The organism is Croceicoccus naphthovorans (assembly GCF_001028705.1).
Classification (GTDB): domain Bacteria; phylum Pseudomonadota; class Alphaproteobacteria; order Sphingomonadales; family Sphingomonadaceae; genus Croceicoccus; species Croceicoccus naphthovorans.
Window position 1 is genome coordinate 1 of sequence record NZ_CP011771.1, and the last position, 26,657, is coordinate 26,657.

Consider the following 26,657-nt stretch of genomic DNA (forward strand, 5'->3'; position numbering starts at 1 on the left):
AAGGCCCGATGCGCGACTACACGGCGAGCGAAGACGAGTACGTCCTCTTCCCCCCGTCATGGATCAACAGCTTCACCCGGCTGCGCGATCTCAAGCGCGAGATTGCCCGCGCCGAGGTGACCATCCAGCCTTCGTGATCACTGGAGGGTCGAGCGATGACTGCGACTGATGCCGCCCTTTTGGCCCCCTCGCGTGAGGCAGTGCTCGCCAGCTTTCCGCTCTCGCGGGTGACCGAAGCCTTCTTCCACGAAATGCTCGGCGTCCTGCCGCCAGCCCACATCACCGGAGTGCCGGGCTTTTTCGTCACTGAGGCGGTGAGCGAAGACATCCACGCCCAGTTCGCCCACGCGGGCGGCCGTTTCTACGGCGGCTACGTCGGGCTGAGGGATCGCGCGGGCCTCATTACCCATGCGCGCATCGCGGCCTTCGATGCCGCCCATCCGGACGCGGTGGAACTCGCCTGGTATCCGGATGGCCCAGAGGAGGCGCGCGATGAGCCGGCACCGCATCCTCGAACTCGGGCTGGTCCGGCCGATGAGCCTGCGCGCAGCTTGGGCAATGCGCGGACTTTGCCGAGGCCAACACGCTCGAACTGCTCGCCTACAAGGCTGCGATCATCGCCCTCAACGGCGAGCCGCCCTGCCGCTCGGCTTCGCCCTTGTCGCCAATGCCCATGATTTCGGGACATACCGGACCTTGTGGCTGGTATCGGCGGACCTGCCCTTGCCCGAAGACGCACTGGCCTGGCTCGACAACCTTGTGGAGCCCGCCACCTGGATCGCGGCGGATTTCCGCAGCCGGTGACCTACGAGGGCTGGCGTGCGGTGATGCGCCCATTCCGCGACGTGGTCGCCGCCGCGCTCCAGATCACCCGGGCGAACGCCGACGGCAGCTTCTTCCCCGCTGAGAACGCGGTGCTCCACCGCAACCTGCTCGCCGCCTACGGTCCTGCCACGGTCGCTGCCGTCGATACCGGGTAAGGGAGGGGCTGGAGCTGGGCGTTCCTTTGAGGAGTTCAAGCCCATGCCTCGCTTCTATGCCGGGATCGGCGCCGCGCGCGACGCCGCCCGAAGTCCTCAGCCTGATGACCGCGCGGCCTTCGCGCTCACCAAGCGCGGTTATGTCCTGCGCTCGGGCGCGATCGGCGCCGACAGTGCGTTCGAACGCGGGGCGGCCGCGATGCGCAGATCTTCCTGCCGGCGGCGGGCTGGCGCGGATCGGCAAGCGAGTTCCATCCCGATACGCTCGGCGACGAGCTGTGGGGCAGGGCGCGTACCATCGCCGCCGCGCATCATCCCACATTTCCCAGGCTCTCGGCTTTCGTCCAGGCGCTCCACATCAGAAACGTGTTCCAGGTGCTGGGCTGCTCGCTCGATAGCCCTGCGGAATTCGTGCTGTGCTGGACCGCCGACGGCGAGGCCTCAGCGGCACCGGCCAGGCGCTGCGCATTGCCGCCAGCCACGGCGTCCCCGTCTTCAACCTCCAGAGGCCGCGCGAGCGCTCGCACGTCGAGCGCCACCTCGTCCTCTGACCCGTTCAATTCCGCGCCTGTCCGCCGTTCTAGCCCTTGCCTTGGCATCGGGACGCGTCGGGCGCGGCAACACGAAAGTCCCAGCCATGTCCTCGATCACGCTCACCCTCGAACTTGCCTGCACCCGCGAGGAAGCCGCGCGCTTTGCCGCGTGGAGCTGTTCCTCGCCGAGACGTCCGACGATGCTGAGGCCGAGCCCCCGGCCGAACTCGACGCGGTCTTCGGCGCTCGCCCACGCGAGACGATCCTCGGCCTTGCCGGGCACCCGCAGCCGCTCGGGATCACCTGCCGTTACGACCGCGAGCGTGGCGTGATGACGCTCGCTGCGTCAGGCGGCAAACCGAACCTCGCCGCGCTGCCGGTGCTGCTGCTCTGGCTCTACCCCGACAAGCTGCCCATCGCCTACTCGGTCCACGTGACCGATCGGCCCGAACTCGCGGTCTGGACCATCGTCGGCCTCAATCGCATCGAGATCACCCAGCACGAGGGCGAGGTCGCGACGCGGCTCGAGGCCTTGCGGGCAGTCGGTGACACGCCCCGGCGTCTCGACCTGCTGCCGACCAAACCGCTGCCCCGATCGGACGGCTGAGCCCGCTCAGGCGGCCTGCGCGCGTCCCAGCTGCGCCGCGGTGGCCGGCTGACGCGGGCCGGGAGCGGCTCGCCTTCCTTCCACAGCAGGTGCGCGACGCCTTGCCCGGCGAGCAGTGCTTCCAGAGGCTCCGCCACCTCGTTGTCGCGGTCGTGGATGTGGATGGCGCTGGCTTCCTCGCCGGTGTCCTCAGCACCAGGCTGGCGATCGGCCGTGTCGGTGTCGAGATTGACGCGCAGGCCCTTCACGAACCGCCGCTTCTCCGCGACCGCCTTGCCGACAAGGTAGCGCTCGTCGCTGGTCTCATAAGGCAGCCATTCTCCCGTTACCGGCATCAGCGCGACCTCGATGAGTCGAATGTGCCTTCGCGGCGCCGCGCGAACGAGCCGGCGAGAACCAGATGGCCGCTTTTGCCTCTCGGCCATCCTGCGCCTGCCATAGCGCGAGTTCGCCGCGAACCGCTTGTGGAACCGCCGCGCCATGTCCTGATCCATCACGAAGGGCATGTCGCCGACATGGCGCAGGACAATTCTTTCCGCGCCGTGCGCGGAATGATCTCCTTGATCTCGCCCACCACGACCATCATTTCATCGCGCGAGGCATAGACCCGGGCAAGCGCCGCGCGGGCGGCGCGCCCGGATCTCCTCTTTTTCCTCGATCTTGAAGCTCTCGGGCACGAACAGCACGTGGGGCAGGGCTTCCTGCTTGGCCCGGCAACTTGCCGCCGCCTCGAGCAGCGCGCGGCGCACCACGAACCATGTCCGCTTGCCGCCATCTTTGGGTGCCAGTGGGTAGCTCCGCCCGGTCCCACAGGACATGCAGCAGCCGCGCATCGAGAGCTTCTGACCCGACGATTTCACCGTCGGCTTGTCGTTCGTCAGCGCCGCAGGCGCGAGCCGGGCGGCGCCGCGCGAGAGCGGGAAACCGAGCTTGAGGCTGGGTCTCACCGCTTGCCTCATCGTCGAGTACGGCGCTCCCGCGGACCTGACCCATGCCGGTGAGGTAATCGGGCGCCTCGTAGTGATCGCAGGCCGTCGCATGGCGCGCGCCGAGCATGGCCAGCGCGCGAGCACGTAGCCATTCTGGCGGTGCGAGATGTAGAGGGGGAGTTTCGGTTCCCTTGCGGCATTCGCCACAGGACCTGGGTCTTTTGCGCGTAGGCTTTGGCAAGCAGCTGCTGAAGTTCATCGCCTTCGGCCACGCTGCGGCCGAGCACACGGTATCGCTGGACCATTGGGATATCTCCATTTCTCGCGATCGACGCTGCCCGTTCGACCTCTCGCGCATCTCCTTCGTCTGACGCGGCCCGGATGGCGCGCTGGACTCAGTCTATGCTGGCCTCGCCGGTGCGGCAAGCCCGCCGAGCGACGAATTGAGCCTGTCGCCGTGCAACCGTGGAGGCCGCCCGCGGTTTACTGGCGTGGCGGCATATGCCGCGCTACCGGTCCTGTGATGGATGACCTCTTCGCTTCGCAGCCCATCGCAGGCGCCACGCTGGTGCGCAGCGACATCGAGCGCCTGATCGGCAAGGTGCCCGCACACTCGTCGACTGCGACCTCGAGGAGGCCGACCTCTCCGGGCTCGACCTCCACCCGCTGGCGCTTCGAACGCTGCAACCTGCGGCGCAGCGATCTTGCAGGAGCAAAGCTGGAAGGTACGGTCTGGCAAGGCTGCCGTGGACCATTTGCCAATTTTTCGGGCGCGAACCTCAGCGAGGCCGAGTTCATCGGCGGCGACTGGAACAATTGCGCGATGCGCCGCGCGAGCCTGACCTCGACCCGGTTCACCGGCTCCAAGCTCACCGGCGCCGATTTCACCGAGGCGCGCGCCATGCACATCCACTTCGAGGAAGTGCTGCTGGTCTCGGCAAAGCTGCCTGGCTTTTCGTTTCGCAAGGAAAGCCTGCGCCGGGTCGATCTATCCGGTGCCGATCTGCGCAAGGGCGATTTCCGCATGACCGTGTTCGAGGACTGCTCGCTGCGCGAGGCGATGGTAGCGGGATCGCGCTTCGAGGGCTCTGACCTGCGCGGCGCTGACCTCGGCGGGCTGCGCCTCGTCGATGCCGGGCTGTTCGCGGGGCGACGATTTCGCGCGAGCAGGCCGGGCAATTGCTCGGCGAACTTGGGCTCAACGTCCGATAGCCGCACGGCGGGACCGTTTGCCTCAGTCCGCGGCGCGCTCGTCCTGGTCCAGGAGTTCGCTTACGCCTTCGGCAAGGCCGAGGCACAGCGCGGCTTCCTCGCGCGTGAGCACGATCTCTTCAGCATCGAACACGGCAAGCTTCGTGCGCAGCACCTGCGCCACCGCGTGCGCCACCTGCAGGGCGCTTGGCATCATCTGGGGGTCAGTCATGGGCCGGGAACCTTTCCCTTCGGCGGCTCTGCCTACGGCAGCGGGGCCGGACAGGTCGCGTTGGAGCGCATTCATACCGGTTTTGCCGGGATGTGGCGAGGTGGAGAGGGGAAAGAGGCACCCCGGCGCCCGCGCCCCGCGCGGGCTGGGGGCAACCCGCTCTACTCGCTAGGGCGCGCGTCGGTGCTGTCGCACCGCCGCCCACCCAAGCTCGCCGGCATGGATGCCGGCCCTTCGGGTCACGATCGGGGCCAGTGGGTAGATGCGGCAAGGCTGGTTGGCGCGGGCGGGCGAGGGCGCTAGGTTCCAGCCCATGCCGATTATTCTTGCTGCCGCCGCCCTTTGCATGTCGCCTTCGGTTCACGACGGCGACACGATCCGCTGCGGCCGCGAGCGGGTCCGCATCGCCAATATCGATGCACCCGAGTTGCCCGATAGTCCAAGTGCCAGGACCGGAGGCGGTCCTACGCCTGGTGTGACTTTGCCGCAGGCGAAGCCTCGCGGGTTGCCCTGACGCGGCTGCTGTCGCACGGACGGGTCATGATCACGCGGCTTGGCACCGACCCCTATGGGCGGACGCTCGCCACGGTCTCGGTGAACGGCGTGGACGCCGGCGACTATCTGGTCGCGCAAGGCCTCGCGAGGCCCTGGCGCTGAGGGTCCATATCGAAAGTGGCGAGCCTTGCCCGCCTGCGGGCGCCAGCTTGCGCATCTGACCAAGGCCTTGCCGTGGCGCATGGCGATGGACGGGGAGGGGCTAGGCGCAGCCTCGTGTGACCCCACGCGCCTCTGACCGGCATGGAGCGGCGGCCGAGGAAGGCAATGCCCGCTGCCGCGGGCGCTGGCGGGTAGGAGCAGGCCCTGTCGAAATGGCCGAGGCTCACGGGTCTGACCTTTGCGGGATCCGCCGGGCCTGACCTGACGAAACCGCCCTTCGTTTGCCGATGAACCCTGCAGGGCCAGTCCCTGGCCGCAACCCAAAAGCAGCGGACCGTGAAGCCCTTCAGGCTTGCCGCACCACTCCTCGCTTTTGGGTTTCCCTCACATGAGTTCGGTGCGGGCCCGGGCCTTTGGCCCTGCCTGTGGTGTTCATCGGCGGGCGGTTCCGCCGAGTTCAAGCCACGGAGATACCCCATGAAGAACCTCGTCATCCTGATCGGTCGCATCGCCGCCGCTCCCGAAACCCGCCACGCCGGTGAAACCGCGATCACTTCGTTCACCCTCGTCACCGATCGCCCCAAGCTGGTCGACGGCAAGACGGTCAAGAACGAGGCCGGCTACACCGAGACCCTCGCCGAATTCCACCGCGTCACCGCTTTCAACGGCCTCGGCACCTCGGTCGCCAAGCACAAGAAGAAGGGCGACCTGGTCGAGGTGCAGGGCCGCCTCCACTACTCGAAGTGGACCGACCGCGAGGGCGTCGAACGCTACGCGGTCGAGATCGTCGCCGAGGAAGTTCTCTTCCTCTGACACCGAGCCCGGGAGGCGGCGCTGCCGCCTCCCACTGGGCCAAGGCCAGCCCCCCATCACTCATGTAGTCGCTGCGACGGGCGAAACACCGGTTGCGAAAAAGGCAACGCGCGGCGTCTATTTCGCACTTGCAGCATGGAGGGTGCCGACCCATATGGGGGGTGCCTTTCAGGCATCCTCTCCCAAAACTTTCCAAGGGGCCGGCTCTCGCTGGCCCCATTTTTTTGCCTGCCGGGTCTGCGCATGTGCCCCTCCGGGCATGGCATGTGTGACACTTTGCCCTCGGGCAGAGTGTCATGTTGCATCGCCCGCATGGGGCCTGCGGAGGGCGGGTTCATCGATCATGCCTGCACGATCTCCAATGCGGTGGCGGATAGAAGGCAGCGCACGTGGCAGCGCAAGCCAGATGGCGCCTCCGGGCGAAGTGTCACGGGCGACAAACGTCAGCGCGGGGCACAAAGGGGATTCACAGGATTCACCTTTTGTGCTCAATACTGATCGATGGAACGAGCCCAAGAAATCACTGGCGTCGGTGGGATCTACGCGGTCCTGGTCGAAGCCTCGAACCGCCCCCGCTACGCGTTTCTTGTCCTCCAGCTGGTCGCTGAGATTGCCGACGGGCGAGGGCAAGCCGGACCTTTCGTGGCGCTAGGCGGTGTGCCGGTGCTTCTGCGCGAATGGCTCTGCTCCCAGCTCTTGCCGATGAGCGAACAGCCCGCACGGCGGGCGGCGCTGCGCGCGCGCGTGGCCGCTGCGCTGAAGGACGAACTGACCGGTGACGCTGCTCGTGATGCGGTGCGCATCGCCGCGGCGGTCGAGGAGCAGGTCCAGGCCGTCGGCCGAGCCAATGTCAGCCGCGCAATCTCCGATCTCGTGCGCGCCGGGCTGATGACCCGGCACTATGCGGGCTACGCCACCAACCACAAGAACCGCGGCGGCGGGCGCCACGCGGTCTATGTGATCAAGCCGGGCGTCCTTGCGCTGCTGCGCAAACCCGCGCCGCTGCGGCGACACGGCCCGGGTCCTGCCAATTTCCAGGGCGAACTATTCGCGGCCTGAACCTTCGCACTTCGAGCATCTGGTCAGGCCTGGCGCACCCCGGCGATGCTCCTATGGCGTGGTGGCGAACTATCGCATAGGAACCCCTGATCCGTGGATTGGAAAGGTCTTGCCCGCATGGAAAACGAAGCATTGCTGGATCATGTTGCCGACATCGTCTCTGCCCATGTCAGCAACAATTCGGTGGCAGCCACAGACCTGCCGGGCCTGATTCAGGCGGTCTACGCTTCGCTTGCCGCGCTTGGACAGGCGCCGGAACCGGCCGCGGAAGAGCTGAAGCCCGCCGTCTCGGTGCGGTCGTCGGTCAAGCACGACGCCGTCACCTGCCTCGAGTGCGGCGAGAAAATGAAGATGCTCAAGCGCCATCTCGGCACCGAGCACAACCTGACGCCCGCCGAGTACCGGACACGCTGGAGCCTGCCCGCCGACTATCCGATGGTCGCGCCCGACTATGCCGCCAAGCGCAAGGAACTCGCGGTCAGGATCGGCCTTGGCCGCAAGCCCGGCCAGAGCCCGAAGGCTGACGCAAATGCAGCGCCCAAGGCTCAGTCCAAGGCCGCTGCGGCCCCGGCAAAACGCAAGAAGCTCGGCGTCGCCTTCGGCTAGGGCCGCGCTGGGGCCCATGGCCGAAAATCACGTCTGTGGCCTCGGTCTTGCCGTGACTCCCAGGCTCAACGTTCTGCTGCTGCCAGGGAAGCAGCAATGGCGCCGATCGACTGGAACAGCACGAGTGGATCGTCGCGCGAAGGCAGGAAGCCCTTGCCTAGCCAGAAGGCCGCTGCCTCGTCGTCGATGGCATTGACGATCACTGCACGACCGCCAACAAGGCGGGCAGCTTCCAGACACCGTCCCAGTGCGTGGCGCAGCAATCCCGAGCCGATGCCCTGTCCCGCCCACGCCAGGTCGGTCGCGAGTTGACCGAGCAGCAGGCAAGGCACTGGATCGGGCGGCTGCCCCGTCCGGATGGAACGCGGCAGAATGCCGGGGATCACCGATGTCGGAGCCAGCCCGTAGTAGCCGACCACCCGCATCGCCTCATGCACGACCAACACCGCGGTAAACCCGCGCTCCTGGTTTGCGAGGGCGCGCGCCTTGAGCCAGTGATTGAGCGATGGCTTGCCGCAGTCGAAGTCATCGACTTCATGAGCTGCGTTCAACAGTTCCGGCGGCGACAGGCCCAATTATCAGTGCCGATCGTCCGAGGGCATGTCCCAAGGCGCCGGTCGCCTGAGCACATCGACGAGCGATGGAACCGCCTCGGCGGGTTGTTCCAGCAGCGCGATGAATTCGGCAAACCCTTCGCCGCTCATCCGCACGAGCCTCTGGTCCATCAGGACATCCTCGGCAGCACGCACAGCTGCTTCTCGCACGAAATCGGTTCGCGAGCGCCCGCGCGCGCTTGCCGCACGATCGATCAGGGCAATGTCGGCATCGGGCAGACGCATCGATACCGGGTGATCCTTGCGTTCAAGGGACTTGGCCATATTCTATCTCCACAAGGCACCATACACGGTGTATTGCAAAATGCAATACAGGCTAAAATGCGGTCGGACAGATCCATGAGCAATTCGGCATTCTTGAGGGAGGTATCCGACCAGCACGGTGTTTCCGCGAGGCGTCTGGCTGCGGCGCTCAGGACCGCAAAATCCGAGCTGGCCATTGCCGCCGGGCTCTCGCCTAATGCGCTTACCAAAGCTGCGCGCATCGGAAGCGTGGCAACGCAGACGCGGTTGCACGAAATGTGCCGGATCATCGACCGGATCATTCCTTGGGCGGGCAGCGCGCCAACGGCCTTTGCTTGGTACCGGTCGCAATCGCTGCCATCCTTCGGTGATGCCACGCCTGAAGAACTCGTGCATCAGGGACGGAGCAACAAGGTTCACGCCTATCTCGATCGGCTGAAAGATGGCGGCTATGCGTGATTCTGGGGTCATGTGCTTCGTGCGATCGCACCCTGCCAGCCACTGACAAAACCCGTAACCATTTGATTTGATTTAACATAATTCACATTATCATCCCGAGCGATCTCTGCAATTTAGAGATGTCACCCGGAGCTACAACGACCCACTTATCCCATAAATCCGGGGCACGGTCAGATTATGGGATAACTTGCGGCGCACCGCCTCATATCGCACCGCTTTGACATTCCCGTTCGGGAATTTGTGCATGAGCTGACGCCAGGCACCACGATGTTATTCCCGAGCGGGAATAGATGCCTTGAAATCGGCCACAATCGAGCATAACTTCCCGTTCGGTAATATGGACAGCAATTCACTTGGCCTCCTTGTGCGCCGCGAACGCAAGGCACAGAACCTGAAGCAGGCAGAGCTTGCGGCAGTGAGCGGCGTTGGCGTGCGGTTTATTGTCGATCTCGAAGCTGGCAAGCCGACGCTGCAACTCGGCAAGGTGCTTCAGGTCATCACGACGCTCGGCTGCGAAGTCCAGATCGCCCCGCCTGCGAGCCGGTCATGAGCAGCAGGCTCACCGTCTGGTGGGACGGCCGTGTGGTCGGCGCCCTCTATCTCGACCCCTTCGGCGAAACCCAGTTTGCCTATGATCCAGGCTGGCTGACAGAGCTTCGCGCTCCTGCGCTTTCATTCTCGCTACCCAAGCAGGTCGAGCCATTCCATCGTCGGGAATGCCAGCCTTTCTTTGGCGGCATTCTGCCCGAGGAAAGCCAGCGTACTGCCATCGCCCGCGCACTTGGTGTCTCCGCCGACAATGAATTCCGGCTGCTCGAGCATCTCGGCGGTGAAGTGGCAGGCGCTTTGACGCTCCTTCCTGAAGGCGAAGCCCCCACTCCCCATAGCGCCGCAGCGCCCAAACCTCTCGATGATGATCGTCTGATCCAGTTGCTCGATCATTTGCCGATGCGTCCAATGCTGGCGGGCGAGGATGGGTTGCGGCTGTCATTGGCCGGGGCACAATCGAAACTTCCGGTGCTTCTGATCGACAGGCAGGTTGCCCTGCCAGCACCCGGGCAGCCGACCAGTCATATCCTCAAACCACCGATCACGCGTTTCCCCTGGACGACCGAGAACGAATACTTCTGCATGTCGCTCGCCCGCGCCATCGGCCTTGACGTTGCACCGGTCGAAATGCGTACGGTTGGCGATCGTTCATTTCTGCTGATCAGTCGCTATGATCGGACCATCGGTCCGTCAGGCGAACTGGTCCGCCTGCATCAGGAAGACTTCGCGCAGGCGCTTGGCGTGCCGTCACACCGCAAATATGCGAGCGAAGGCGGGCCGAATTTTCCTGATTGCTTCGCGCTGCTGCGCCGGGCAGCAACCCGTCCGCCACGCGACATCCTGCGGCTGCTCGATGCGGCAATCTTCAACCTGATCATCGGCAATGCTGATGCCCACGCCAAGAATTTTAGCCTCCTGCACAAGGACGGCGCGATCGAGCTTGCACCGCTCTACGATCTGCTTTCGACCACGCTTTACCCGGAACTCTCGCCGAAGCTCGCGATGAAGATTGGCGGGAAGCACCTCCTCAACGAACTCGAGCCGCGTCATTGGGACAAGTTCGCTGTCGATTGCGGGCTTGGCGCCCCGTTCGTGCGGACCCGGATCAGGCAATTGTGTGAGGCTGTCATTGCCGGCCTGGACAACGAATTTACTGGCCCTACTTGGGCGGCAGATGGATTCGTCCCTGTCATCGCGCTTGTCCGTGAGCGCGCCGGGCTGCTCGGTGGGAAGTTGTGATATTGGCGCGACTCGGAAGCCCGCTCCGAGAAATTGTGCTTTAAGGGGCCGATTTACCGAGAAAACGAGATCTAATAGCCGTTTCATCCGAGTTTTCGCGATTTAACCTGCCCGTCCGCGCTGAAGCTGCCGGACGTTTTCCGGTCCTTCAGGACCGCGCACTCTTGTTAGAAATATCACCCCTTATTCCTAACGGAAACGGTCCTCCGACTGCTTCAAAACCATCACTAGATCGTTCATAGATATAGGTTTTGTAACATAAGAATCTGCGGAAAGGTGGCGAACCTGCTCGTACCGCGCCGCGCCGAATCCAGTGTTCCGTTACCCTGCAAAACGCGAGAACCAATCAACTGCAGGGTAAAGCGGCCTCAATCCTAATCTTTACGGCGTGCGATCATCTGCCTCGCCGGCATTTGCCTGATCGAGCAGGTCCATAAACGTGCGCGCCGCGTCGCCGTCTTGCGGGTCCTTGAACGCCACATCGAGATTCGGCGCCGAACCCAGCATGTAGAGCAGCGACCACATGGCGAACCTGCGTCCCTTGTCGGTCTCAAGCCCAAACTCGACCCGCATGCGCTCGATCCCGCTGGCAAGCCCTTCGGGCGAAACCGCACCGAGATCATCGGTTCCGAAAAAGCGCCGCATCTGGTCGTCGAATTCCATGGCCCTGCTTCGACAAGGTTGAGCGGCCCGGTCAAGTTGGACGCACTCGGTCCCGCGCGACCTGCAGCCGCGCTCCTGCGGGTGCGGTGCTTTTCGCTTTGGGCCGCCGGCACTCTTGCCTCCGGCTCCGTCGCCGTCCCGCGCCCGTGCGATGCACCGGGCCACGCGCCGACTGACTTGCTCCGGCAAGGGGTCCGTCATTTGCAGGTGGGCCGCAACCGAGGCTGCGGCTAGGCAAGGGCTGAGTTTTGCGGTTAACCCCGAACACCCACATGGGGGTTCGGGGGCAAAACCGTAATCTCTCTCTCATTTCGGTGGCTGAGCGAAATCAGCATCGCCATAGCATGACGCCTGGGAGATTGGCGGCCGTCAAGGATCGCGGGTGCCCCCCGATTTTGGCTTGCTGCGGCTAGCGCCTTGCGAGCAAAAATCGGCTCCCCCCACGCCCGCGACACGCGGCAGCAGCGCGTGCGCGCCGCCGTCCCTGACTGCCTGACTCCGGCGTCCTTCCGATGGGCATCTTTCATCAGCGTGATGAGAGAAAATTCCTTTTGGAGGTTATCATGACGGACCGTTTCTCGAACTTCGCCGACCTTGCCGAACACTATGCGCGCGAAATCGCCACGCCCGACTACGCCCGGGCATTCATGGAGCAGACCGAGATGGCCAAGCTCTCGATCGAGCATGAGCCGAGCGCTGTCGAAATGCCCGACCCCGAGGTGGCGCAAGCGGCGATCGAGATGATGTTGGCAACGGTCTTCGACCTGTTCCGTGACACCCGGATGGAAGACTTCGCAAGCGAAGTCGCCTGGGGCGTGGCCAACAGCTTCCATGTCGTCGCCAAGCGCCTCGATGACCGCGAGGATGCGATGGCGAACCGGCTTCAGGAGAAGCTGCGCGAATACGATCCGAGCGAGGTCTATGCGACCGACCTTGAGGACCTGACCATGCAGGCCCGCAGCCTTGCCGAATGCCGCGATGCGATGGAGTGCATGCGTGACCATGCCGCACGGATTTACCTAGTCGAAACCGGTCGGCCCTTCTCGCCGGTGCGGGGCTCGCGGGTCTCGTCCAAGACCAATGCCTCGATGATCGAAGCGCGCGACTATCTCGCGGCACAGAAGGCGCAGCGGCGCGAACAGTTTGCACCCACCGGCCCCGTCGTGGTGTTTTCGGGCGGACAGCAGTTCACCGACATTGCCCTCGTTGAAGACTATCTCGATGCGATCCATGCCCGGGTCCCGTCAATGGCGCTGGCAACGACCGCCCAGAACAAGGGCGCGGACGTGATCGCGGCAGCCTGGGCATCGCGCCACAATGTGCCGGTTATCCTGTGCAGGCCCGATACCTCGCGGGGACCTTCGGCGCCCTATCAGCGCAACGCCCGCATGCTCGCCTTCAAGCCTGTCGAGGCGGTGGTGTGCAGCGGCGGCGGCATCCAGGCGAACCTTGCCGACCGGCTGCGTGAAGCCCGCGTTCCCTTGCACATCGTGCGCGATTCTTCGGTCCAGAACGAGGCTCCGGCGGCGCGGGCCAAAGCGGCAACGCAAGCTGAGCGGCCTGCAATGAAGCGCACGGCATGTGGCACCGTCAATGGCGATGAACTCCCGCCGTTCTGAGCGGGGCCTGCTCCGATTGCATCAACCAGAAGGGTGTCCAGCCTCACCGCTGGATGCCCTTCTTTTTTGTCGATCGGGACGCACACCTTGATGGCCCGGCTCGCTCGCTTCTTGCCCCGACAGTAACGGCCTGACGGCCTGCTGGCGCCGAAGCATCGTTACTGGCGATGCGGCAACCAGGAACGCCGCGAAGGCTTCGCATCGACCGGGCAGGCGCTGCCCGCGCGTGGACCACCGGGGTGCTGCCTAACAGGGTTAAACACTCTCGCAGACTTCCAAGCATGATGGCCGCCATTGGCCCGCGTCAAGAAGGGCGGTTCCCCCAATTTTTGCGCCTGAAGAAGGCGAAAAAATCGGCTCCCCCACCCCCGCTCGCGCGGCGGGCCGCGGGCGGCCCGTTCCTGACCCGGGCCAAGCTCGGCCATCCCGAAGGAGACCTCTTCAATTCCTTTGACAGGAGGCTCACATGAACGCACTTACCAAGTCCCTCGACATCCCGGCTTTTGACCCCATCAGCTATGACGCCGCGGTCCGCGCCGCGACTATCCGCGCCCAGCACAGCTTCTTCGACAGCCACGTGATCGAGAACGACGACGGTTCCTTCAGCGCCATCGACGAAGGCGACTACAACGCCCTGCCCCAGGACCTGATCGACCGGATCGTCCATTCCGTCCCGGGCATGATGGCCGACGACTTCGACGAAGCGAACATCGCCCGCGCCGCAAGCTTCATGAGCGTGGTGATGGATCCAGACTGGGACGCGGATTGCCCGTTCTGAAATGATCATCCGCCGCAGCGCCGGAGGGCACCGACAAGGGGCTCTCCGGCCCCCTTTTTTGCGTGTCCAGATAAAGCGCAGCCGAGGCATCGAGCCCCGGCTGCGCTGGTCTCTGCCGAGACCGGTTTCAGCTTGCCCGCAGGCGCTTCTCCGCTTCGTCCAGGCCGAGCTTTCCAAGAGCGGCGAAGAATGCTTCAACCCTCTCAAACGGAGCCTTGCCGAGTGCTGACTTCCTCAACAGTTCGGCCATGGCAACCTGCTCGCTTTCCCGCAGCTTCGCTTCGCGCGCTTCCAGTGCACTCCGCTCCTTTGCGATCGCCTGTCGTTCCGCTTCAAGACTTCCTTTCCTGGCCATGATGATACCTCGTGGGTTGGCGCTGAAACCTCCCGTGCGCGAGGATTCCAAGCAGCGCTGTTAGTGGCAAGCCCTGTGCCATCGGCCCTGCAAATAAATTGTGCTGCCCGTCCTGTAATCAGCGGCGTTTCTTGGCTCCAGGACAAGCGGTCAAGGCTCGACTCTATGCGCATCAAAGACCAGAAACCACCCACCAGACACATGGCATCGGATTGAGGGGAAGAGTTGCAGACCGTACACTGCGGTGCAGTTTTAAGAATGGCCAAAAGCAGTATGTTTACGCGCAATGCTTCTTGTATTCGGGTATATTACATGCTGGCCAGGAGCTTCTGAAGCGGCAGAACTACGCCATTTCGGGCGTAATACGATGTGATACGCCCCGCTGCCTGCGACCTTTCGCTTGCCACCCTCTTTGCGATAGCCTAAATTCTCCCTCGCGCAATTCCCGCCAGGCCCTTTTCGAAGGGGTTGGCGATGACAGATACGGTTCTGATTTCGGTGCGGTTGCCGCAGCCGATTGCCGAAGCGGCCAAGGCCGCTGCCGAAGCGCAAAAGACCTCCCGCTCCAATCTCGTGCGAATCGCGCTTGAACATTTTCTCGATGGCGTCGCGGGCGCTTCCGAACTCGACCGGCGGCGGCAATTCTCGCTCGAGTATCTCTTCCTCGCGCTCGACCTCATTATCCAGCGCCAATATACCGATGTGCACGGCGAACTTCTCGCCGAAGCCGAGGCCCGGATGGAGGCGCTTTGTGGCGCGGCCTGACACCTGGTCCGACCGCCGCCGCCCGGGCAAGCTGCAGCATCATTCGGCGCGCGGCAACATGCCGCGCAATGCCGGCGACTTCACCCGCGGCTCGCAGCTCATCACCCATGAATTCCTGATGTGGTTCGCGTCGGCACGGCTTCCGTTTCTGGTCTGGTTCTTCACCTTCCTCGGCGTGCTTTCGGTGGTCCTGGCGCTGCGGCTTGAGAGCCAAGAAGTGCAGATGATCGGCATGCGCATCTATGCCGCCGGATGGCAGTTCATGGAGTTCTCCGATGCCAAGGTGATCAACCTCACCCTGCCATCGGGAGAGGTCGTTCCCGCCCCCATCGGCATGGTTGCTTCGCACCCCGATGTCGCTGTTGCCTGGGAGCGGATGATGCGCGCGATACGGGGTTCGTTGTTCATCTCGCTTTTCGTCGCCGTGCCGCTTTCGATCTGGTTCGTCGACTTCTCCCGGCGGCGCGGAAAGTCGATCCTCGAAGAGCGTCACCAGCGCGGCGCCATGCTTGTCGATGCTGCCGATCTTGCATCCGTCATCACCGATCACAACCGCGCCGCACTCGCCTAGGAAGTCGCCGAACGCTTGCCGGGAAGGACCATGGACGAGGTGCTGGCGATGCCGTTGGCGACGCGCAAGGCAGCAGGCATCCATCATGCCTATTCGCTCGCCGGTGTGCCCTTCCCCTGGCGCACCGAACAGGCGCACACGATGATGATCGGATCGACCGGAACCGGCAAGACGACGCAGATGCGCGCGCTGATCGCGCAGATGCGCAAACGCCGCGACCGGGCCGTCGTCTTCGATCTCACCGGCGCCTATGTCGAGGCCTTCTACAACCCCGAGACGGACACGATTCTCAATCCCATGGACGAGCGCTGCCCGTCCTGGTCGGTGTTTGCCGAAGCGAAGAACCATGCAGACTTTACCGGCATTGCCGCGGCCCTCCTGCCCGCCGATGGCGGCGGGGCCGAACCCTTCTGGATGCTGGCGGCGCGCACGCTCTTTGTCGAGACCTGCATGCGCCTGATCAAGCTCGGCAAGGCGACCAACCAGGCACTGGCAAGCCGGCTGATGATGGCCGACCTCAAGGAGGTCCACAAGCTGCTCGAGAATACCGTCGCCGACCCGCTGACCGCGCCCGAAGCAGCCAAGATGGCCGAATCGATCCGGGCGGTATTCAACACCAATGCGCAGGCGCTGCGCTTCCTTCCCGAGGGGAAGGAGCCCTTCTCGATTTGCGACTGGATCCGCGCCTCAGATCAGCCCGGATCGATCCTGTTCATCACCTCATCGCACAATGAACTGGTGCTCAATCGCGCGCTGCTCTCGCTCTGGATGAACCTTGCGGTACACACGCTGATGCGCCTGCCGCGCACGCGCGACTTGCGCACCTGGTTCTTCTTCGACGAGGTTCACGCGCTCCACCGCCTGCCAGCCATCGAGGACGGGCTGCAGACCGCGCGCGGGTTCGGCGGAGCCTTCGTGCTGGGCATCCACAGCTTCGCCAAGCTTGCCGAAACCTATGGCAAGGAAGGCGCGCAGAACCTGGCTTCGCTCGCGCGCACCAAGCTCATCCTTGCCGCCGCCGATCGCGATACCGCCGAGCATTGTTCGGATTTCATCGGCCACCGCGAAGTGCGCATGATGGATGAGGCATACAGCTACGGCTATTCGAACATTCGCGATGCCGCGACGATCACCCCGCGAAGCGAAGTCCAGCCCCTGGTGCTGCCCGACGACATCATGAAGCTTCCGTCGTTGCGCGGCTTTCTGGTCTTTCCCGAAGGCTTCGATGCCGCGCGGATCAGGCTTTCCTGGAAGGACTACCCGAGTGTCGCCGAAGGCTATGTCCTGCGCGAGAATGTCGAGCCGATCGAATTTGCTGAAGAGGCTGACGAGGAGGATCAGGGCGATCCGGATACAGGCGGGCGCGAGACCCGCGATGCGCCCGCGCCCGAGCCGGAGATGGAGCCGGACGACGACCGGGAGTCTGCTCTTGAGGCATCCGCGGACGAAGACGAACCGGCCCAGCTAGGGAGCCAGGACAGTGGCGACAATCCACCTGTCGCCAGCAGCCTGTCGCGCGCGATGAGCTATCGTCCGGGTATGCCCGAAGCCGAACCGTCTGCCATGCAGCGCGCCGATGAAACTGCCTCTCGCCCTCACGTGAACGCGAAGGCAGTTGGCAAGGGCAAGCAAGTCTCGCAAACGACGCGCGAGCTCTCCGAAGCGCTCGAACCCGAACGCGGAATCGAGCGCACCGCAGCCGGTCCAGGCGAAGCCCAATTGCCCGGACTCGATGCCGATGACGGCATCGGGATGTAACGGCGATGCATTCGATCGCACCGGTTCGGTCCGCAGGCGGCGCAGCCGACTATTTCGCGAACGACAATTACTACACGGCTGAAGAGAACGCGGAAGCCGGGGTCTGGGGCGGCGAAGGTGCGCGGCTGCTTGGGCTGGAAGGCGACGTGGGTCGGGATGCGTTCGAAGCGGTGCTCGGCGGCAAGCTGCCCAGTGGCGAGATGGTGGGGCAGGTCGAGGGGCGCAGGCTGGGTCTCGATCTCACCTTTTCGATGCCCAAGTCCGCATCGATCCTGGCGCTGGTAACTGGCGACAAGCGCATCCTCGATGCACATCTTGTCGCAGTCAAATCGACCATGAGCCAGCTTGTCGAAAAGCGCCTTGCCGAAGCGCGCAACTACGAGCGCAACCGCAATGGCGAACCCGAAAAGACCGGCAATCTCGTCTATGCCCTGTTCGCTCACGACACGAGCCGCGCGCTCGATCCGCAAGGCCATGTCCACGCCGTCGTCGCCAACCTGACGCGCGATCTGAAGGGCAACTGGAAGGCGCTGTGGAACGGCGAGATCTGGAAGAACAACACCACCATCGGGCAGTTCTACCACGCCGCGTTTCGCGCCCGGTTGCAGAGGCTGGGATACGAGACCGAGGCGTCTGGCAAGCATGGGGCCTTCGAGATCAAGGGGGTGCCCAAAGAGGTCATCAAGGCCTTCTCCACGCGCACTGCCGAGATCGAGGCGAAGATCGCGGAGACCGGCGCCACGAGGCTCGCCACCAAGAAACAGATCACGCTTTACACCCGCGATCCCAAGCTCGATGTCGCCGACCGACAAGCGCTGGTCGAAGGCTGGCAGGCGCGTGCGGCGGAACTGGGGTTCGATGGCAAGGCGCTGGTTGCCGAAGCGCAGGAACGCGCTGCAACGCAGGCTCGCCCCACCATGCGCGAGACTGCAAGCCAGGCCTTTGCCGAAGTCACGACACGCATATCGGCTGCTCTAAGACTGCCTAGCGATCTCGCCGCATCCGGACCCGCGGCGCTGTTCCTTTCGGCAGAGACGATCAAGGCGCAGCATGCGACCGCTTCGGCGATCCGGCATCTCTCCGAACGCGAGGCGGCGTTCAGTCCGCATGCGATCCTTTCCGCTGCGCTGGGCTTCCAGATCAGGGGGCTAGAAGGCGAGGCGGTGATCGAGCGTATCGGGCAGCTGATCGAGAGCGGTCAGCTCATTCCCGGAAAGTCCGACCGTCTCGACGGGCATTTTGATCTCGTGACAACACCCGAGGCGCTGGCGCGCGAGCAGCAGATTCTCGACCGCATCGATGCCGGTGCCGGAAATGGCCGCGCGTTCATGGCGCCCGACGTGGCGGTCGAACGCTTGCAGCAGGCCGCGCGCGAACTGGGACGCGAACGCGCAGGGGCCGAGGACTGGCAACTCAATGCCGGGCAGCTGTCGGCAGGCGTCGCGGTCCTGTCGGGCGAGGACCGGTTTCTCAACATCCAGGGCGTGGCTGGCGCGGGCAAGTCGACCCTGCTTGGCGCGGTAGCGAAGGTGCTGGCCGAAGACGGCGTGCGCCTCGTTGGCCTTGCCTTCCAGAACAAGATGGTTGCTGACCTGCGCGGCGGCGGCAGTCAGGCGATGTCGGTCGACGAGATGCAGGCGGCCGGGATCGAGGCCTATACCATCGCGCGGTTCGTCAGCACTTATGGCTCGGCCGCAGCGCGCGGGGAAGGCGAGCGGTTCGAGGCGGCGAAGGCTGAGCTCAGGGACACCGTCGTTGTCACCGACGAGTCCTCGATGGTCTCCTCGCGCGACATGCTTTCGGTCATCGCGATCGCCGAGCGGCTCGATCTCGCCAAGGCGCCGTTCATGGGCGACCGTCAGCAATTGTCGGCGATCGAACAGGGCAAAATGTTCGCGGTCTCGCAAAGCGCGGGCCACGCAACCGTGCGGATGGACGAAAATATCCGCCAGAAGAACTCGCCGCTGCTGCTCGCGGTCGCGGGATTGTCGAACGAAGGTCATGCCAGCCTTGCGCTCGACCTCCTGGCTTCGCACGGCAAGGTCACCGAAGCGGGCAAGGACCATGTCGCGGCGGCAGCCGATCTCTGGCTCTCCCTGCCGCCCGATCGGCGCGGGCAGACCGCGATCTTTACCGCCGGGCGCGACGATCGCGCGCAGATCAATGCGCTGGTCCAGGCCGGCTTGCTGCGTGAGGGCACGCTCAAAGGCGAAGGCGTGGCGCTCAAGGTGCTGCAAAGCGCCAACACCACCCGCGAAGAAATGCGCTTTGCGTCGACCTATCGCGCTGGTCAGGTGCTCGAAGCGCGCATGGAGGTGCGCGAACTGGGGCTGGGCAAGGGCGAATACACTGTCCGCGATGTGCGCCGCGACGGCAAGGTCATGCTCGAGCGCGAAGGCCGCACAAAACTCATCGATCCCGACCGGCTCGATCCGCAGCACCGTTTCGACCGGCTCGGGCTCTACGAACAGAAGGATCTGCGCCTGCACGACGGCGATACCGTGTTCTGGCGCGACAAGGACGCTAGCCGCGATATTGCCAAGTCGACCTATGCCACGGTGCTGGCAACATCGAAGGATGCGGTCACGCTGGAGCTTTCCGACAGGCGGCAGGTCACCCTGCCCGCCGGCGACCCGATGCTGCGTCGGCTTGACCTGGGCTATGCTCTCAATGCCCATATGGCGCAGGGCGTGACTATTGCGCGGGCGATCGAGGTCATATCCTCAAGCCAGCGCAACCTTGCCACCCAGCGCACGCAGAACGTGCTCAACACGCGTGCCACTGACGACATGCATGTGGTCACCAACGACCTTGCCGCGCTCAAGTTTCAGCTCGACCGCACGCCGGGTAACAAGACCTCGGCGCTCGAAGCGACCGGCCGGATCGAGGTGGACAAGCCGCCCGCGAACCCGACCGATGCGCGCCAAGTGCCAGACCTGAAGATGAGTCCGGAGCTCAGGGCCAAGCTCGATGCGGTGCTTGGTCCCCGGCCCGAAGCGCAAGTGCGCCAGCTTCCCGTTCCGGAAAAGTCGCTGGGGCTCGACCTGTGAGTGGCGCCCCTGCCCCAAATCTATCCACCTGCCAAGGAGACCCAACTCATGTCCTATGACCACCAGGAAATCGGTGATTTTGCCAGCGAAGCCGATGCGCGCGACTGGGCCGAGCGCAACGGCCTCGAACTGCGCGACCTGCACCTGCGCGCCCGCGGTGAGGGCAGTGTGACGCTCAGTGTACGCCGTTCTGCGCTTGGCGATACGGCGCCAAGCGACCTCTCCTATGGGCGGCGCACCGGGTTTTTCTGATGCGCGCCTATTCCCGCTTCCCTTTCCGCCGGGCTGGCCTTGCGCCGTGCCTGACCGGAACGGCGCGGTCCGGGCCGCCTCCCACCGGGCCGCGCCGAACAGGCGATGGAGAAAACCGTGCAATGTTCGTTTTAGATCGCATGGGGTGTGCCTCGCTCGTTTCGTTCAAAGGGTGGTGTCGATGGTGCTTCAGCCCTAGAAGAGCCGTGACTCGCCGTATCCGGGCGCCCGTCATTCTCCATTCGCTATGAACAAGACCATGCACCAACCGAACTCGCGCGCCGCCAATGTCCATGTGGGAATGATCGAAGCTTCACCGCGCGGCCCGCTCTTGCGCGATGATGAGGGTGTCATCTGGCGCCTCGGGTTCGTTGACGATCAGGTGCCCGAAGACCTCGAAGGCAGAGTGAGCATTCGCGGAAAGGTTGTCGATCTCGACCGTATTGAGGTTGAGTACTGGGAACGAATTGCCGGGGCCTGCTGAACCTAGCGTGCCATCTTCAGCGCATGCGCGCTGCGGGAGGAGGATGGAGCGTCAAGGGCGTGGGGCGCAGAATTGCCCTGCCATGCGATTGAAAATCGAGCCCGTTTGGGCTATCCAAGCAGGGATAAGGAAGACCCTGCCATGGACCATGATCGCTACGGACTTGATGGACACCCAATCTATCCCCGCCCGGGTCATTTCGACCATGTGACCGGGCAACCGCTCCCGACATTTGGCGGCTCGAACGGTCGCACAGCTGGCCCTCTCTCGATCGCCCTCGCTGTACTCATGTGCATCGTGGCGGTCTTCTTGGCATATATGTCGAACCTGATTGGCTGACCTGCCTTAGTTTTTCCGCCTGGCCACATGCAGGTGGTCGCGCGCCGGATTGTCGGGGAACCGCTCGAAGTCGACGGCATAGGATGGGCCAAGACGCTCTCGCACGCGGGCAGCCCATTGCGCACCCTGTTGGTCGGAGATGTTGTTTCCCCTGAAGTCGAGCGCGCGATTGGCATAATGCGCAGACCCGGAGACATGCTGGCTGCTGTCGTTCCCTGAGGTCACCACTGGCTTTGGCAGGCCAAGCGCCCTCGCCTCTTCAGCGACCGCGCCCATCGCCGGGACCAGCGATCCATCCATCCGGTCGAGCCGCACACCACGCTTGATGCCAAGTCCGAGCTCGCGTGCCATGGCGGCTCCATCGACCGGCCCAGCAAAGTCCTGCGTGATCAGCCTGCTCTCGCTCAGACTTCCTGATGGCAGCGGCACGCCAGAGGGCGTACCAAGATCTGCAGCCGAACCCAGAGTGCCCTGCCCCGCAATCTTCGCGACATCGGCCAGTTCGTCGATCCGGCGGCTGCGCAAGTCGCTCATCAGGTCGTCCATGATGAAGCTGATCGCCTGGTCGCGCCGGGCGATATCGCGGTAGTCGAGGCGCGGATTGGAGATGTCGGGCAAGTGCCATTCGGGATGTTCGCGCTGCAGCGTCTCGTAGCGCTCCTGGATGAGGTTCGACATATCGCTTGAGACCTGAAATCCGTGGCTCTCCGCATAGCTGGCTTCCGACATCATGCGGCCCCCGATCTCGCGGTAGCGCGCAGCGGCAGCGCGACGTTCCTCGGCTTCGGCAACCCGCCAGTCGGTTCCGCCACTGCTGGTGTGCGACTGGCTCGCATCGGAGTATTCCGAGTCCTGGCTGTAGGTCCCGCTCGATTGCACATCGCCCGCATTGCCGCTGATCACGACCCGGCTACCAACATCCTCGGACTTGTCGGTGCCACGGGTGACCTGATTGGTGGCCGAGCGTTCAGTTCCGGCGCTCGCGCTATCGCCAGTCTCCTTGCGACCAGACAGGGCTGCAGACAATGAACCTGCAAGTCCACTTCCGGCGGCGTCCTGCATAGGCGTTCCGATCGTACCGGTTCCGGTCAGGGAGACACTCGAACCGAACACCCGGTTGGCAAAATCGCTATTTGAACGACTATTCCCCTGCCGCAGGATCAGGTCATCGTTGGTGACCTCGCGGGTCGACTTGCCCGACGAGCCTTCGATGAGGACATTGCCGCCGACATTGTGGGTGTCGGAGGCGCGCGAGCCGCTTTCACTGCGGCTGCCCCTGACCTGGCTCGATGCGGCAACCTCGCTGCCGAACCGCCCGCGCGAGCTCGACCAGGTCGTCGATGTGCCGTTCTCGATGCGGTCTGCCTCATTGAGATACCACTGGCCCTGATTGCGCAAGTCGCTGGCGTAGCCGCGCGTCATCGTCGCCTTGAACGGCAGCTGTGAAATCGCGCCGCTCGCATCGATCACCGAATGCGCATCGCCATAGGTGCGGTACATGCGCCCGTCATCGCCGCGCAGGCTCGCCTGCGGTGCGCCTGCCATGAGATTGGGGGCAAGGTTCCACTGCGCCATTTGCCGGTTTTCGGCATTGAGGTTGCCGTAGCTGACATCGCCGAACGCATAATTGCCGGTGGTGCGCTCAACTGCGGCGGCATCGGCCGCGCCCTGCGCCGGTGACAGCAGCGCTCCCATGTTGTGCGCGACCGACAATGTGCCGCGCATGACCATCAGCGCGAGGACCGGCACCGACATCATCAGGAACCCGGCCATCGTCGCCACGTCCTGGTTTACCGCATCGATACCGGCCCAAGTGACAAGGCTGACTCCGCCCGCAGTGCTGGCGGCGGTCTGGCTGGCAAGCCGGTCCATGATGAACATGTGGATGAGGACGTAGATCGGTCCCCAGGCGGCGAGGTAGAAGAAGCCGGCGAAGTAGCCCTTGAGCGTCGCGATGCCGCTTTTCGGGAACAGCAGGAGCGGGAAGACGATCGGGAAGAGCGCGTAGAACACGACCGTCAGCACGACGTTCAGCACCGGAATCCAGATCAGCCCCTGCTCGGCCGTGGTGGTCATGGCGTTGCGGGTCTGGGCATCGGCGCGCTGGAGTGCGAAGGAATCGCTGTCGGCATTGCCGAAGTCGAGCTGGGCGGCCTCGAAGGCATCGACCACGCTCTTCTGCTTGAGGAACTGGTTCCGGCCCATGGCGGTGCCGGTGAGCAGCTGCGAAATCACCGGCACGTCGGCGGCGAGCTTCGCCCCGGCGGCGACCTGGCTGAGCTTGGGGTACATGGTGTGCGCAAAGGGCAGTGCATAGGCATTGATCTCGGCGTCCCACTGCGCGTCGATCAGCGCCCAGGCCTCGGCACAGGTCTTGCCCTCGATATCGACCGAACCGGTGCCGGTATCGGTCAGGTACTTCATGCCGCGGTTGGTCGCGGCACCCGCCCCAAGGTCGGCCCAGAGATCGGTGGATTCGCTGAGCAGCTTCAGACTCTTGGTGCCCAAGAGGATGTCGTAATAGGCGCATTGCTTGAGGTACCCGTCGAGGTTCGCCTTGAAGACGGGATTGCGGATCTCGAAGCCGCGCACCTTGTCCCACATCCGCGCGCCGTAGACGAAGCCGCCGTTCGAGTAGTTGAGCGCGGCGGGCATGACGAAGACCGTCTCGGCGGTGCGGGTGAAATAGTCGCTCACCTGGCTGGTGAACGAGGCCATCACACCGAGCCCGATCGGCACGTTGGCGACCGTGGCGGGGGCAAGGCCGGGATTGACGCGGTCGGTGACCTTGACGGTGACCGTCGGCACCATGAGCACGAGGTAGATCAGCGTCGACTGGATGAACCAGCGAAGCCACGCGCGCCAGTCGAGATCCATCGCGGTGACGAGCAGCGCGTAAATCAGCCCCATCACCATGACGACGCGGATCAGCGACTTGAATCCGCCCGAGCCGGTCCAGGCGGCGATGGCGTTGAAGGTGTTGACGAGATATTCGCCGCCGCCGACCGTGAAGACCTCGAGCATCGTGCGGTTCCCGCCCCTACTGGACTTGGCTGTTGAGCGTGCGCGAGAAGCGCAGCGCCGCCGACATCTGCGGGCTCAATTGCGTGCGCAACGTCTTTTCGAGCATCTGCGTGCGCTGAATGAGCGCAAAGGTCTGGTCGAAGCGCTGCGAGGTGCGCGCGGCAAGCCCCAGGAAGTTGCGCCGGGTCTCGTAAAGCCCCTCGCGCCATTCGCGTAAGGAATCCGCGTCCGCCCCGTTGAAGTCCGAGCGCGCGTTCACTGCCATGTCGATGAAGCGCATGGTCATGGTGGTGACGAGGTCGACCGCGACGATTTCGGAAAGGTCGTTGATCTCCTGCGCGGAGATGCCGAACTCGGCCGCCGCGCTCACCGTGATGATCTTGTAGACCGGTACGCTCGCCATGCCGAGGAGCTGGACCTCGGCCGGGGTGAGCGATGCACCGGGATCGCGGACCTTGAGGGCCATGCTTTCGATCAGCGCGCGGACCTTGGCCTTCAGCGCCACATTGGGGCCGATCACCAGCGAGGTTTCGACTGGTGCCATGCATTTGGCCGTGTCCGATCCGCAGGACCAGACCTTGTGCGGCGCGGCCGAGGTGCCATCGAGCATGGCGCTGATCAGCGCCGAATCGGCCGGGCCGATGAACTGCACGCGCGGTTTGCCGCCGGTGCCATTCGGATCATAGATCACTGTTCCCACCAGCGTCATCAGGAACTCGCGGAACTGGGTGTCGAAGCCGCCATACTTCTTGCCGAGCGCTTCCCAGGTGTAATTGTTGGGCATCCCGGCCTGTTCCTTCATGTCGGGGTCGGAATTCGCGCCTTTCAGGGCCTCGCGCTGCCCGCCATTGTTGCACTGCTGGCGCGCCTTGGCCCAGTCGGCGACCGCGCCCTGGCTGTTGGCGATCGCCTCGCAGATGACCGAGGAGGCTGTGTCGGATGTCGGCCACAAGCCGCCGACCAGCGCCTGTGCGGTCTCGCAGGACGAGATGTTCATCTGGTTCATCTGCTGCACCTTCTGGGCAAGCTCATCCATGACCTTGCCGATCTCGGGCGAGATCGTGTCGATCGCGAGCTTGAAGGCGAAGCCGAGCGCATTGTTCGCCGTGGCTTTGAGCATCGCCACCAGCTCGGCGGTGTTGATGAACGAGAACGAGCCGGCGAAGAGGTCGATGCCGCCGCAGCCGGCGCGCGCGTGCGGCAGCTGGATGTTGAAGGGCTGGATGTTCTTCTGCGGGAAACGCGACCACATGGCGCCGCCCGAGTAGTAGCCCGCCGACTGTCCCTGGTAGGCCGAAGGGCCGGTGACATTGGCCTGCGCGCCCATGTCAGACATGAAGTTCTGCATCTCGCCCTCGACGCCCGCGAGGGCGGGCGTGGGGGCAGCGAGCACGACCGCAGCAGCGAGCACGGCGGTCAAGGCCTTGCGCGAGGCGCCGGCGAGGCGGCGGGTGAGCGGGCCGCCCATCAGAAGTCGCTCCCGGGCTGAACCTGGGTCAGCTGGAACACGCGGTCCATGATCTCGTCCTGGCTGAGGATGCCGTAACCGATCGGCATCGGTTGCTTGGTGACAGAGTCGAACAGGACCAGCGCGGGCACCTGGCGATCGGTGCCGAGCCCGAGCCGTTCGTATTGCCCGGCATCGACGACATAGTTCGGGAAAGTCGCGGTCGGGCCGCCGTCCATCGACACCGCGAGGACGGCGAGCCCGTACCTGTCGCTGACGGCTTTGAGGATCGGGGCGAAGATATCGCAGGCACCGCAGCTCGAGGCGTAGAAATAGAACACCCCGTAGCGCCCGGAAAGCTTCGCCATGGCAAGGTCGCGGTCGGTCTTGCGCTGGTCGATCCAGGCACGCTTGCCGAGCGTCGAGACCGGGCGCTGCAGCGTATAGTCGAGCCCCGGATCCTGCCACAGGGCGCGCTGCCAGACATCGGCGAACAGCGAGGAACGGTCGAGCTGCTCACGCTGGAAGCGGACATAGGCGGTGACGTTCTCGGCGCTCGGATCTAGGATGGCGCGCGCCTTCAGCTCCTCGAGATTGGCCGAGATCGCCGCGAGCTGGCTGCGCGCCGAGGCAGCAGGACCTGCTGCCGCTCGCGGCGCTTCTTTGGGCCGCTCGCAGTAGAACCAGGTCCCGAGCCTGCGCTCCTTGCAGTAGAGCACGTCTTCCTGCTGCTCGACTTCGACACCGTCGCCGTGCGGGTCAGCCGCAAGCGCCAAAGTGCTGGGTGCGGCCAGAAGTGCGGCCAGCGCCGTGAGCGAAGTTCGGGGACGCAGGATCATGA

27 protein-coding genes and 5 pseudogenes are annotated in these 26,657 nt (G+C 64.3%); 20 read left to right on the plus strand and 12 right to left on the minus strand.

Annotated elements, in window-relative coordinates:
* Positions 1-137: 137 nt before the first annotated feature.
* The gene (locus tag AB433_RS20895; protein ID WP_169749389.1) at positions 138-440 is read right to left on the minus strand and encodes a hypothetical protein; all 303 of its coding nucleotides are present in this window, start codon (positions 438-440) and stop codon (positions 138-140) included.
* Positions 441-492: 52 nt separating this feature from the next.
* Here AB433_RS20895 and AB433_RS21400 point away from each other — a divergent pair, with 52 nt between their 5' ends.
* A complete protein-coding gene (locus AB433_RS21400; RefSeq protein WP_245626744.1) occupies positions 493-804 on the plus strand; it encodes a hypothetical protein in 312 nt (103 codons plus the stop codon).
* A 20-nt stretch (positions 805-824) separates the two neighbouring features.
* Positions 825-980 carry a hypothetical protein gene (locus tag AB433_RS21405; RefSeq protein WP_245626745.1) on the plus strand — a complete coding sequence of 52 codons (156 nt, stop codon included), beginning with the start codon at positions 825-827 and terminating at the stop codon, positions 978-980.
* 311 nt (positions 981-1,291) lie between these two features.
* Here the strand turns inward: AB433_RS21405 and AB433_RS20715 are convergent, their stop codons facing one another.
* Positions 1,292-1,540, minus strand: coding sequence for a hypothetical protein (locus AB433_RS20715; protein WP_156170927.1), 249 nt, complete (start codon positions 1,538-1,540; stop codon positions 1,292-1,294).
* A gap of 142 nt (positions 1,541-1,682) precedes the next feature.
* On the opposite strand from AB433_RS20715, the gene AB433_RS17595 reads away from it, so the two are divergent.
* The gene (locus AB433_RS17595; RefSeq protein WP_245626761.1) at positions 1,683-2,120 is read left to right on the plus strand and encodes a hypothetical protein; all 438 of its coding nucleotides are present in this window, start codon (positions 1,683-1,685) and stop codon (positions 2,118-2,120) included.
* Positions 2,121-2,254: 134 nt separating this feature from the next.
* Here the strand turns inward: AB433_RS17595 and AB433_RS21410 are convergent.
* Both AB433_RS21410 and AB433_RS21850 read right to left on the minus strand, forming a co-directional pair.
* Positions 2,255-2,953: pseudogene (locus tag AB433_RS21410) on the minus strand (DUF1173 family protein); the annotation flags it as partial.
* Positions 2,949-3,308: pseudogene (locus AB433_RS21850) on the minus strand (DUF1173 family protein); the annotation flags it as partial. The pseudogenes AB433_RS21410 and AB433_RS21850, both read right to left, overlap by 5 nt.
* Here AB433_RS21850 and AB433_RS20720 point away from each other — a divergent pair.
* Together AB433_RS20720 and AB433_RS17605 are read left to right on the plus strand one after the other, a co-directional pair.
* Entirely contained in the window at positions 3,271-3,420 is a 150-nt protein-coding gene (locus AB433_RS20720) for a hypothetical protein (protein WP_156170928.1), read from the plus strand. The pseudogene AB433_RS21850 and the gene AB433_RS20720 sit on opposite strands and share 38 nt — an antisense overlap.
* 152 nt (positions 3,421-3,572) lie before the next feature.
* Positions 3,573-4,261: pseudogene (locus tag AB433_RS17605) on the plus strand (pentapeptide repeat-containing protein).
* 22 nt (positions 4,262-4,283) lie between these two features.
* Here the strand turns inward: AB433_RS17605 and AB433_RS17610 are convergent.
* Positions 4,284-4,472 (minus strand): hypothetical protein, encoded by a 189-nt coding sequence (locus tag AB433_RS17610; RefSeq protein ID WP_150113442.1) that lies wholly within the window; start codon positions 4,470-4,472, stop codon positions 4,284-4,286.
* 313 nt (positions 4,473-4,785) lie between these two features.
* Between AB433_RS17610 and AB433_RS17615 the strand changes: the two are divergent.
* From AB433_RS17615 to AB433_RS17630, 4 genes and pseudogenes are all read left to right on the plus strand, one after another.
* Positions 4,786-5,129, plus strand: a pseudogene (locus tag AB433_RS17615) (thermonuclease family protein).
* Positions 5,130-5,606: 477 nt separating this feature from the next.
* On the plus strand, positions 5,607-5,942 hold the full coding sequence (locus AB433_RS17620; protein WP_006949404.1) for a single-stranded DNA-binding protein: 336 nt from the start codon (positions 5,607-5,609) through the stop codon (positions 5,940-5,942).
* Positions 5,943-6,443: 501 nt separating this feature from the next.
* Complete coding sequence (locus AB433_RS17625; RefSeq protein WP_037486448.1) at positions 6,444-7,001, plus strand: hypothetical protein; 558 nt, start codon at positions 6,444-6,446, stop codon at positions 6,999-7,001.
* A 117-nt stretch (positions 7,002-7,118) separates the two neighbouring features.
* Positions 7,119-7,607, plus strand: a complete 489-nt coding sequence (locus tag AB433_RS17630; protein ID WP_037486447.1) for a Ros/MucR family transcriptional regulator — start codon at positions 7,119-7,121, stop codon at positions 7,605-7,607.
* A gap of 65 nt (positions 7,608-7,672) precedes the next feature.
* On the opposite strand, the gene AB433_RS17635 is transcribed toward AB433_RS17630, so the two are convergent.
* Together AB433_RS17635 and AB433_RS17640 are read right to left on the minus strand one after the other, a co-directional pair.
* Positions 7,673-8,182 carry a GNAT family N-acetyltransferase gene (locus AB433_RS17635; protein ID WP_037486446.1) on the minus strand — a complete coding sequence of 170 codons (510 nt, stop codon included), beginning with the start codon at positions 8,180-8,182 and terminating at the stop codon, positions 7,673-7,675.
* Positions 8,183-8,185: 3 nt separating this feature from the next.
* Complete coding sequence (locus tag AB433_RS17640) at positions 8,186-8,485, minus strand: type II toxin-antitoxin system TacA family antitoxin (protein ID WP_037486444.1); 300 nt, start codon at positions 8,483-8,485, stop codon at positions 8,186-8,188.
* Between the two features lie 75 nt (positions 8,486-8,560).
* Here AB433_RS17640 and AB433_RS17645 point away from each other — a divergent pair, with 75 nt between their 5' ends.
* The 3 genes from AB433_RS17645 to AB433_RS17655 all read left to right on the plus strand — a co-directional run bounded on the left by AB433_RS17645 (position 8,561) and on the right by AB433_RS17655 (position 10,711).
* Complete coding sequence (locus tag AB433_RS17645) at positions 8,561-8,923, plus strand: hypothetical protein (protein ID WP_037486442.1); 363 nt, start codon at positions 8,561-8,563, stop codon at positions 8,921-8,923.
* A 337-nt stretch (positions 8,924-9,260) separates the two neighbouring features.
* Complete coding sequence (locus AB433_RS17650) at positions 9,261-9,473, plus strand: type II toxin-antitoxin system Y4mF family antitoxin (protein WP_007015874.1); 213 nt, start codon at positions 9,261-9,263, stop codon at positions 9,471-9,473.
* Positions 9,470-10,711 carry a type II toxin-antitoxin system HipA family toxin gene (locus tag AB433_RS17655; protein ID WP_007015873.1) on the plus strand — a complete coding sequence of 414 codons (1,242 nt, stop codon included), beginning with the start codon at positions 9,470-9,472 and terminating at the stop codon, positions 10,709-10,711. The genes AB433_RS17650 and AB433_RS17655 overlap by 4 nt, the downstream gene beginning before the upstream one ends.
* Before the next feature lie 381 nt (positions 10,712-11,092).
* Here the strand turns inward: AB433_RS17655 and AB433_RS17660 are convergent, their stop codons facing one another.
* Positions 11,093-11,374: a hypothetical protein gene (locus AB433_RS17660; protein WP_007015872.1), complete on the minus strand. Its 282-nt coding sequence runs from the start codon at positions 11,372-11,374 to the stop codon at positions 11,093-11,095.
* 563 nt (positions 11,375-11,937) lie between these two features.
* On the opposite strand from AB433_RS17660, the gene AB433_RS17665 reads away from it, so the two are divergent.
* From AB433_RS17665 to AB433_RS17670, 3 genes are all read left to right on the plus strand, one after another.
* Positions 11,938-12,993, plus strand: a complete 1,056-nt coding sequence (locus tag AB433_RS17665; protein ID WP_037486491.1) for a DUF2493 domain-containing protein — start codon at positions 11,938-11,940, stop codon at positions 12,991-12,993.
* A gap of 281 nt (positions 12,994-13,274) precedes the next feature.
* Complete coding sequence (locus AB433_RS21095) at positions 13,275-13,463, plus strand: hypothetical protein (protein ID WP_007015870.1); 189 nt, start codon at positions 13,275-13,277, stop codon at positions 13,461-13,463.
* A complete protein-coding gene (locus AB433_RS17670) occupies positions 13,460-13,771 on the plus strand; it encodes a hypothetical protein (RefSeq protein WP_007015869.1) in 312 nt (103 codons plus the stop codon). Before AB433_RS21095 ends, AB433_RS17670 begins: the two co-directional genes overlap by 4 nt.
* Before the next feature lie 127 nt (positions 13,772-13,898).
* On the opposite strand, the gene AB433_RS17675 is transcribed toward AB433_RS17670, so the two are convergent.
* Complete coding sequence (locus tag AB433_RS17675; protein WP_007015868.1) at positions 13,899-14,126, minus strand: hypothetical protein; 228 nt, start codon at positions 14,124-14,126, stop codon at positions 13,899-13,901.
* A gap of 474 nt (positions 14,127-14,600) precedes the next feature.
* On the opposite strand from AB433_RS17675, the gene AB433_RS17680 reads away from it, so the two are divergent.
* The 5 genes and pseudogenes from AB433_RS17680 (at position 14,601) to AB433_RS17700 (ending at position 21,006) form a co-directional block, all read left to right on the plus strand.
* On the plus strand, positions 14,601-14,891 hold the full coding sequence (locus tag AB433_RS17680; RefSeq protein ID WP_007015867.1) for a ribbon-helix-helix protein, CopG family: 291 nt from the start codon (positions 14,601-14,603) through the stop codon (positions 14,889-14,891).
* Positions 14,878-17,220: pseudogene (locus AB433_RS17685) on the plus strand (type IV secretion system DNA-binding domain-containing protein). Before AB433_RS17680 ends, AB433_RS17685 begins: the two are co-directional and overlap by 14 nt.
* A gap of 5 nt (positions 17,221-17,225) precedes the next feature.
* Positions 17,226-20,270, plus strand: a complete 3,045-nt coding sequence (gene mobF, locus AB433_RS17690) for a MobF family relaxase (RefSeq protein WP_007015865.1) — start codon at positions 17,226-17,228, stop codon at positions 20,268-20,270.
* A 48-nt stretch (positions 20,271-20,318) separates the two neighbouring features.
* Entirely contained in the window at positions 20,319-20,522 is a 204-nt protein-coding gene (locus AB433_RS17695; RefSeq protein ID WP_007015864.1) for a hypothetical protein, read from the plus strand.
* A gap of 247 nt (positions 20,523-20,769) precedes the next feature.
* Positions 20,770-21,006 (plus strand): DUF5818 domain-containing protein, encoded by a 237-nt coding sequence (locus AB433_RS17700; protein WP_007015863.1) that lies wholly within the window; start codon positions 20,770-20,772, stop codon positions 21,004-21,006.
* A 345-nt stretch (positions 21,007-21,351) separates the two neighbouring features.
* Here the strand turns inward: AB433_RS17700 and AB433_RS17705 are convergent, their stop codons facing one another.
* The 3 genes from AB433_RS17705 to traF are packed head-to-tail and all read right to left on the minus strand — an operon-like array spanning position 21,352 to position 26,655.
* Positions 21,352-24,369 carry a conjugal transfer protein TraG N-terminal domain-containing protein gene (locus AB433_RS17705; protein ID WP_047824435.1) on the minus strand — a complete coding sequence of 1,006 codons (3,018 nt, stop codon included), beginning with the start codon at positions 24,367-24,369 and terminating at the stop codon, positions 21,352-21,354.
* 16 nt (positions 24,370-24,385) lie between these two features.
* On the minus strand, positions 24,386-25,837 hold the full coding sequence (locus tag AB433_RS17710; RefSeq protein WP_037486414.1) for a conjugal transfer protein TraH: 1,452 nt from the start codon (positions 25,835-25,837) through the stop codon (positions 24,386-24,388).
* Positions 25,837-26,655: a conjugal transfer protein TraF gene (gene traF / locus AB433_RS17715; protein WP_037486412.1), complete on the minus strand. Its 819-nt coding sequence runs from the start codon at positions 26,653-26,655 to the stop codon at positions 25,837-25,839. Before traF ends, AB433_RS17710 begins: the two co-directional genes overlap by 1 nt.
* Positions 26,656-26,657: the final 2 nt, after the last annotated feature.

Bases quoted from the DNA above. Each gene is read 5' to 3' on its own strand.
- AB433_RS17620 (WP_006949404.1), top strand. From the start codon at position 5,607: ATGAAGAACCTCGTCATCCTGATCGGTCGCATCGCCGCCGCTCCCGAA.
- AB433_RS17700 (WP_007015863.1), top strand. From the start codon at position 20,770: ATGAACAAGACCATGCACCAACCGAACTCGCGCGCCGCCAATGTCCAT.
- AB433_RS21400 (WP_245626744.1), top strand. From the start codon at position 493: ATGAGCCGGCACCGCATCCTCGAACTCGGGCTGGTCCGGCCGATGAGC.
- AB433_RS17640 (WP_037486444.1), bottom strand. From the start codon at position 8,485: ATGGCCAAGTCCCTTGAACGCAAGGATCACCCGGTATCGATGCGTCTG.
- mobF (WP_007015865.1), top strand. From the start codon at position 17,226: ATGCATTCGATCGCACCGGTTCGGTCCGCAGGCGGCGCAGCCGACTAT.
- AB433_RS21095 (WP_007015870.1), top strand. From the start codon at position 13,275: ATGATGGCCGCCATTGGCCCGCGTCAAGAAGGGCGGTTCCCCCAATTT.
- AB433_RS17670 (WP_007015869.1), top strand. From the start codon at position 13,460: ATGAACGCACTTACCAAGTCCCTCGACATCCCGGCTTTTGACCCCATC.
- AB433_RS17665 (WP_037486491.1), top strand. From the start codon at position 11,938: ATGACGGACCGTTTCTCGAACTTCGCCGACCTTGCCGAACACTATGCG.
- AB433_RS17655 (WP_007015873.1), top strand. From the start codon at position 9,470: ATGAGCAGCAGGCTCACCGTCTGGTGGGACGGCCGTGTGGTCGGCGCC.
- AB433_RS17625 (WP_037486448.1), top strand. From the start codon at position 6,444: ATGGAACGAGCCCAAGAAATCACTGGCGTCGGTGGGATCTACGCGGTC.
- AB433_RS17675 (WP_007015868.1), bottom strand. From the start codon at position 14,126: ATGGCCAGGAAAGGAAGTCTTGAAGCGGAACGACAGGCGATCGCAAAG.
- AB433_RS17610 (WP_150113442.1), bottom strand. From the start codon at position 4,472: ATGACTGACCCCCAGATGATGCCAAGCGCCCTGCAGGTGGCGCACGCG.
- AB433_RS17710 (WP_037486414.1), bottom strand. From the start codon at position 25,837: ATGGGCGGCCCGCTCACCCGCCGCCTCGCCGGCGCCTCGCGCAAGGCC.
- AB433_RS17645 (WP_037486442.1), top strand. From the start codon at position 8,561: ATGAGCAATTCGGCATTCTTGAGGGAGGTATCCGACCAGCACGGTGTT.
- AB433_RS17630 (WP_037486447.1), top strand. From the start codon at position 7,119: ATGGAAAACGAAGCATTGCTGGATCATGTTGCCGACATCGTCTCTGCC.
- AB433_RS17660 (WP_007015872.1), bottom strand. From the start codon at position 11,374: ATGGAATTCGACGACCAGATGCGGCGCTTTTTCGGAACCGATGATCTC.
- AB433_RS17680 (WP_007015867.1), top strand. From the start codon at position 14,601: ATGACAGATACGGTTCTGATTTCGGTGCGGTTGCCGCAGCCGATTGCC.
- AB433_RS20895 (WP_169749389.1), bottom strand. From the start codon at position 440: ATGGGCGGCATCGAAGGCCGCGATGCGCGCATGGGTAATGAGGCCCGC.
- traF (WP_037486412.1), bottom strand. From the start codon at position 26,655: ATGATCCTGCGTCCCCGAACTTCGCTCACGGCGCTGGCCGCACTTCTG.
- AB433_RS17650 (WP_007015874.1), top strand. From the start codon at position 9,261: ATGGACAGCAATTCACTTGGCCTCCTTGTGCGCCGCGAACGCAAGGCA.
- AB433_RS17705 (WP_047824435.1), bottom strand. From the start codon at position 24,369: ATGCTCGAGGTCTTCACGGTCGGCGGCGGCGAATATCTCGTCAACACC.
- AB433_RS17695 (WP_007015864.1), top strand. From the start codon at position 20,319: ATGTCCTATGACCACCAGGAAATCGGTGATTTTGCCAGCGAAGCCGAT.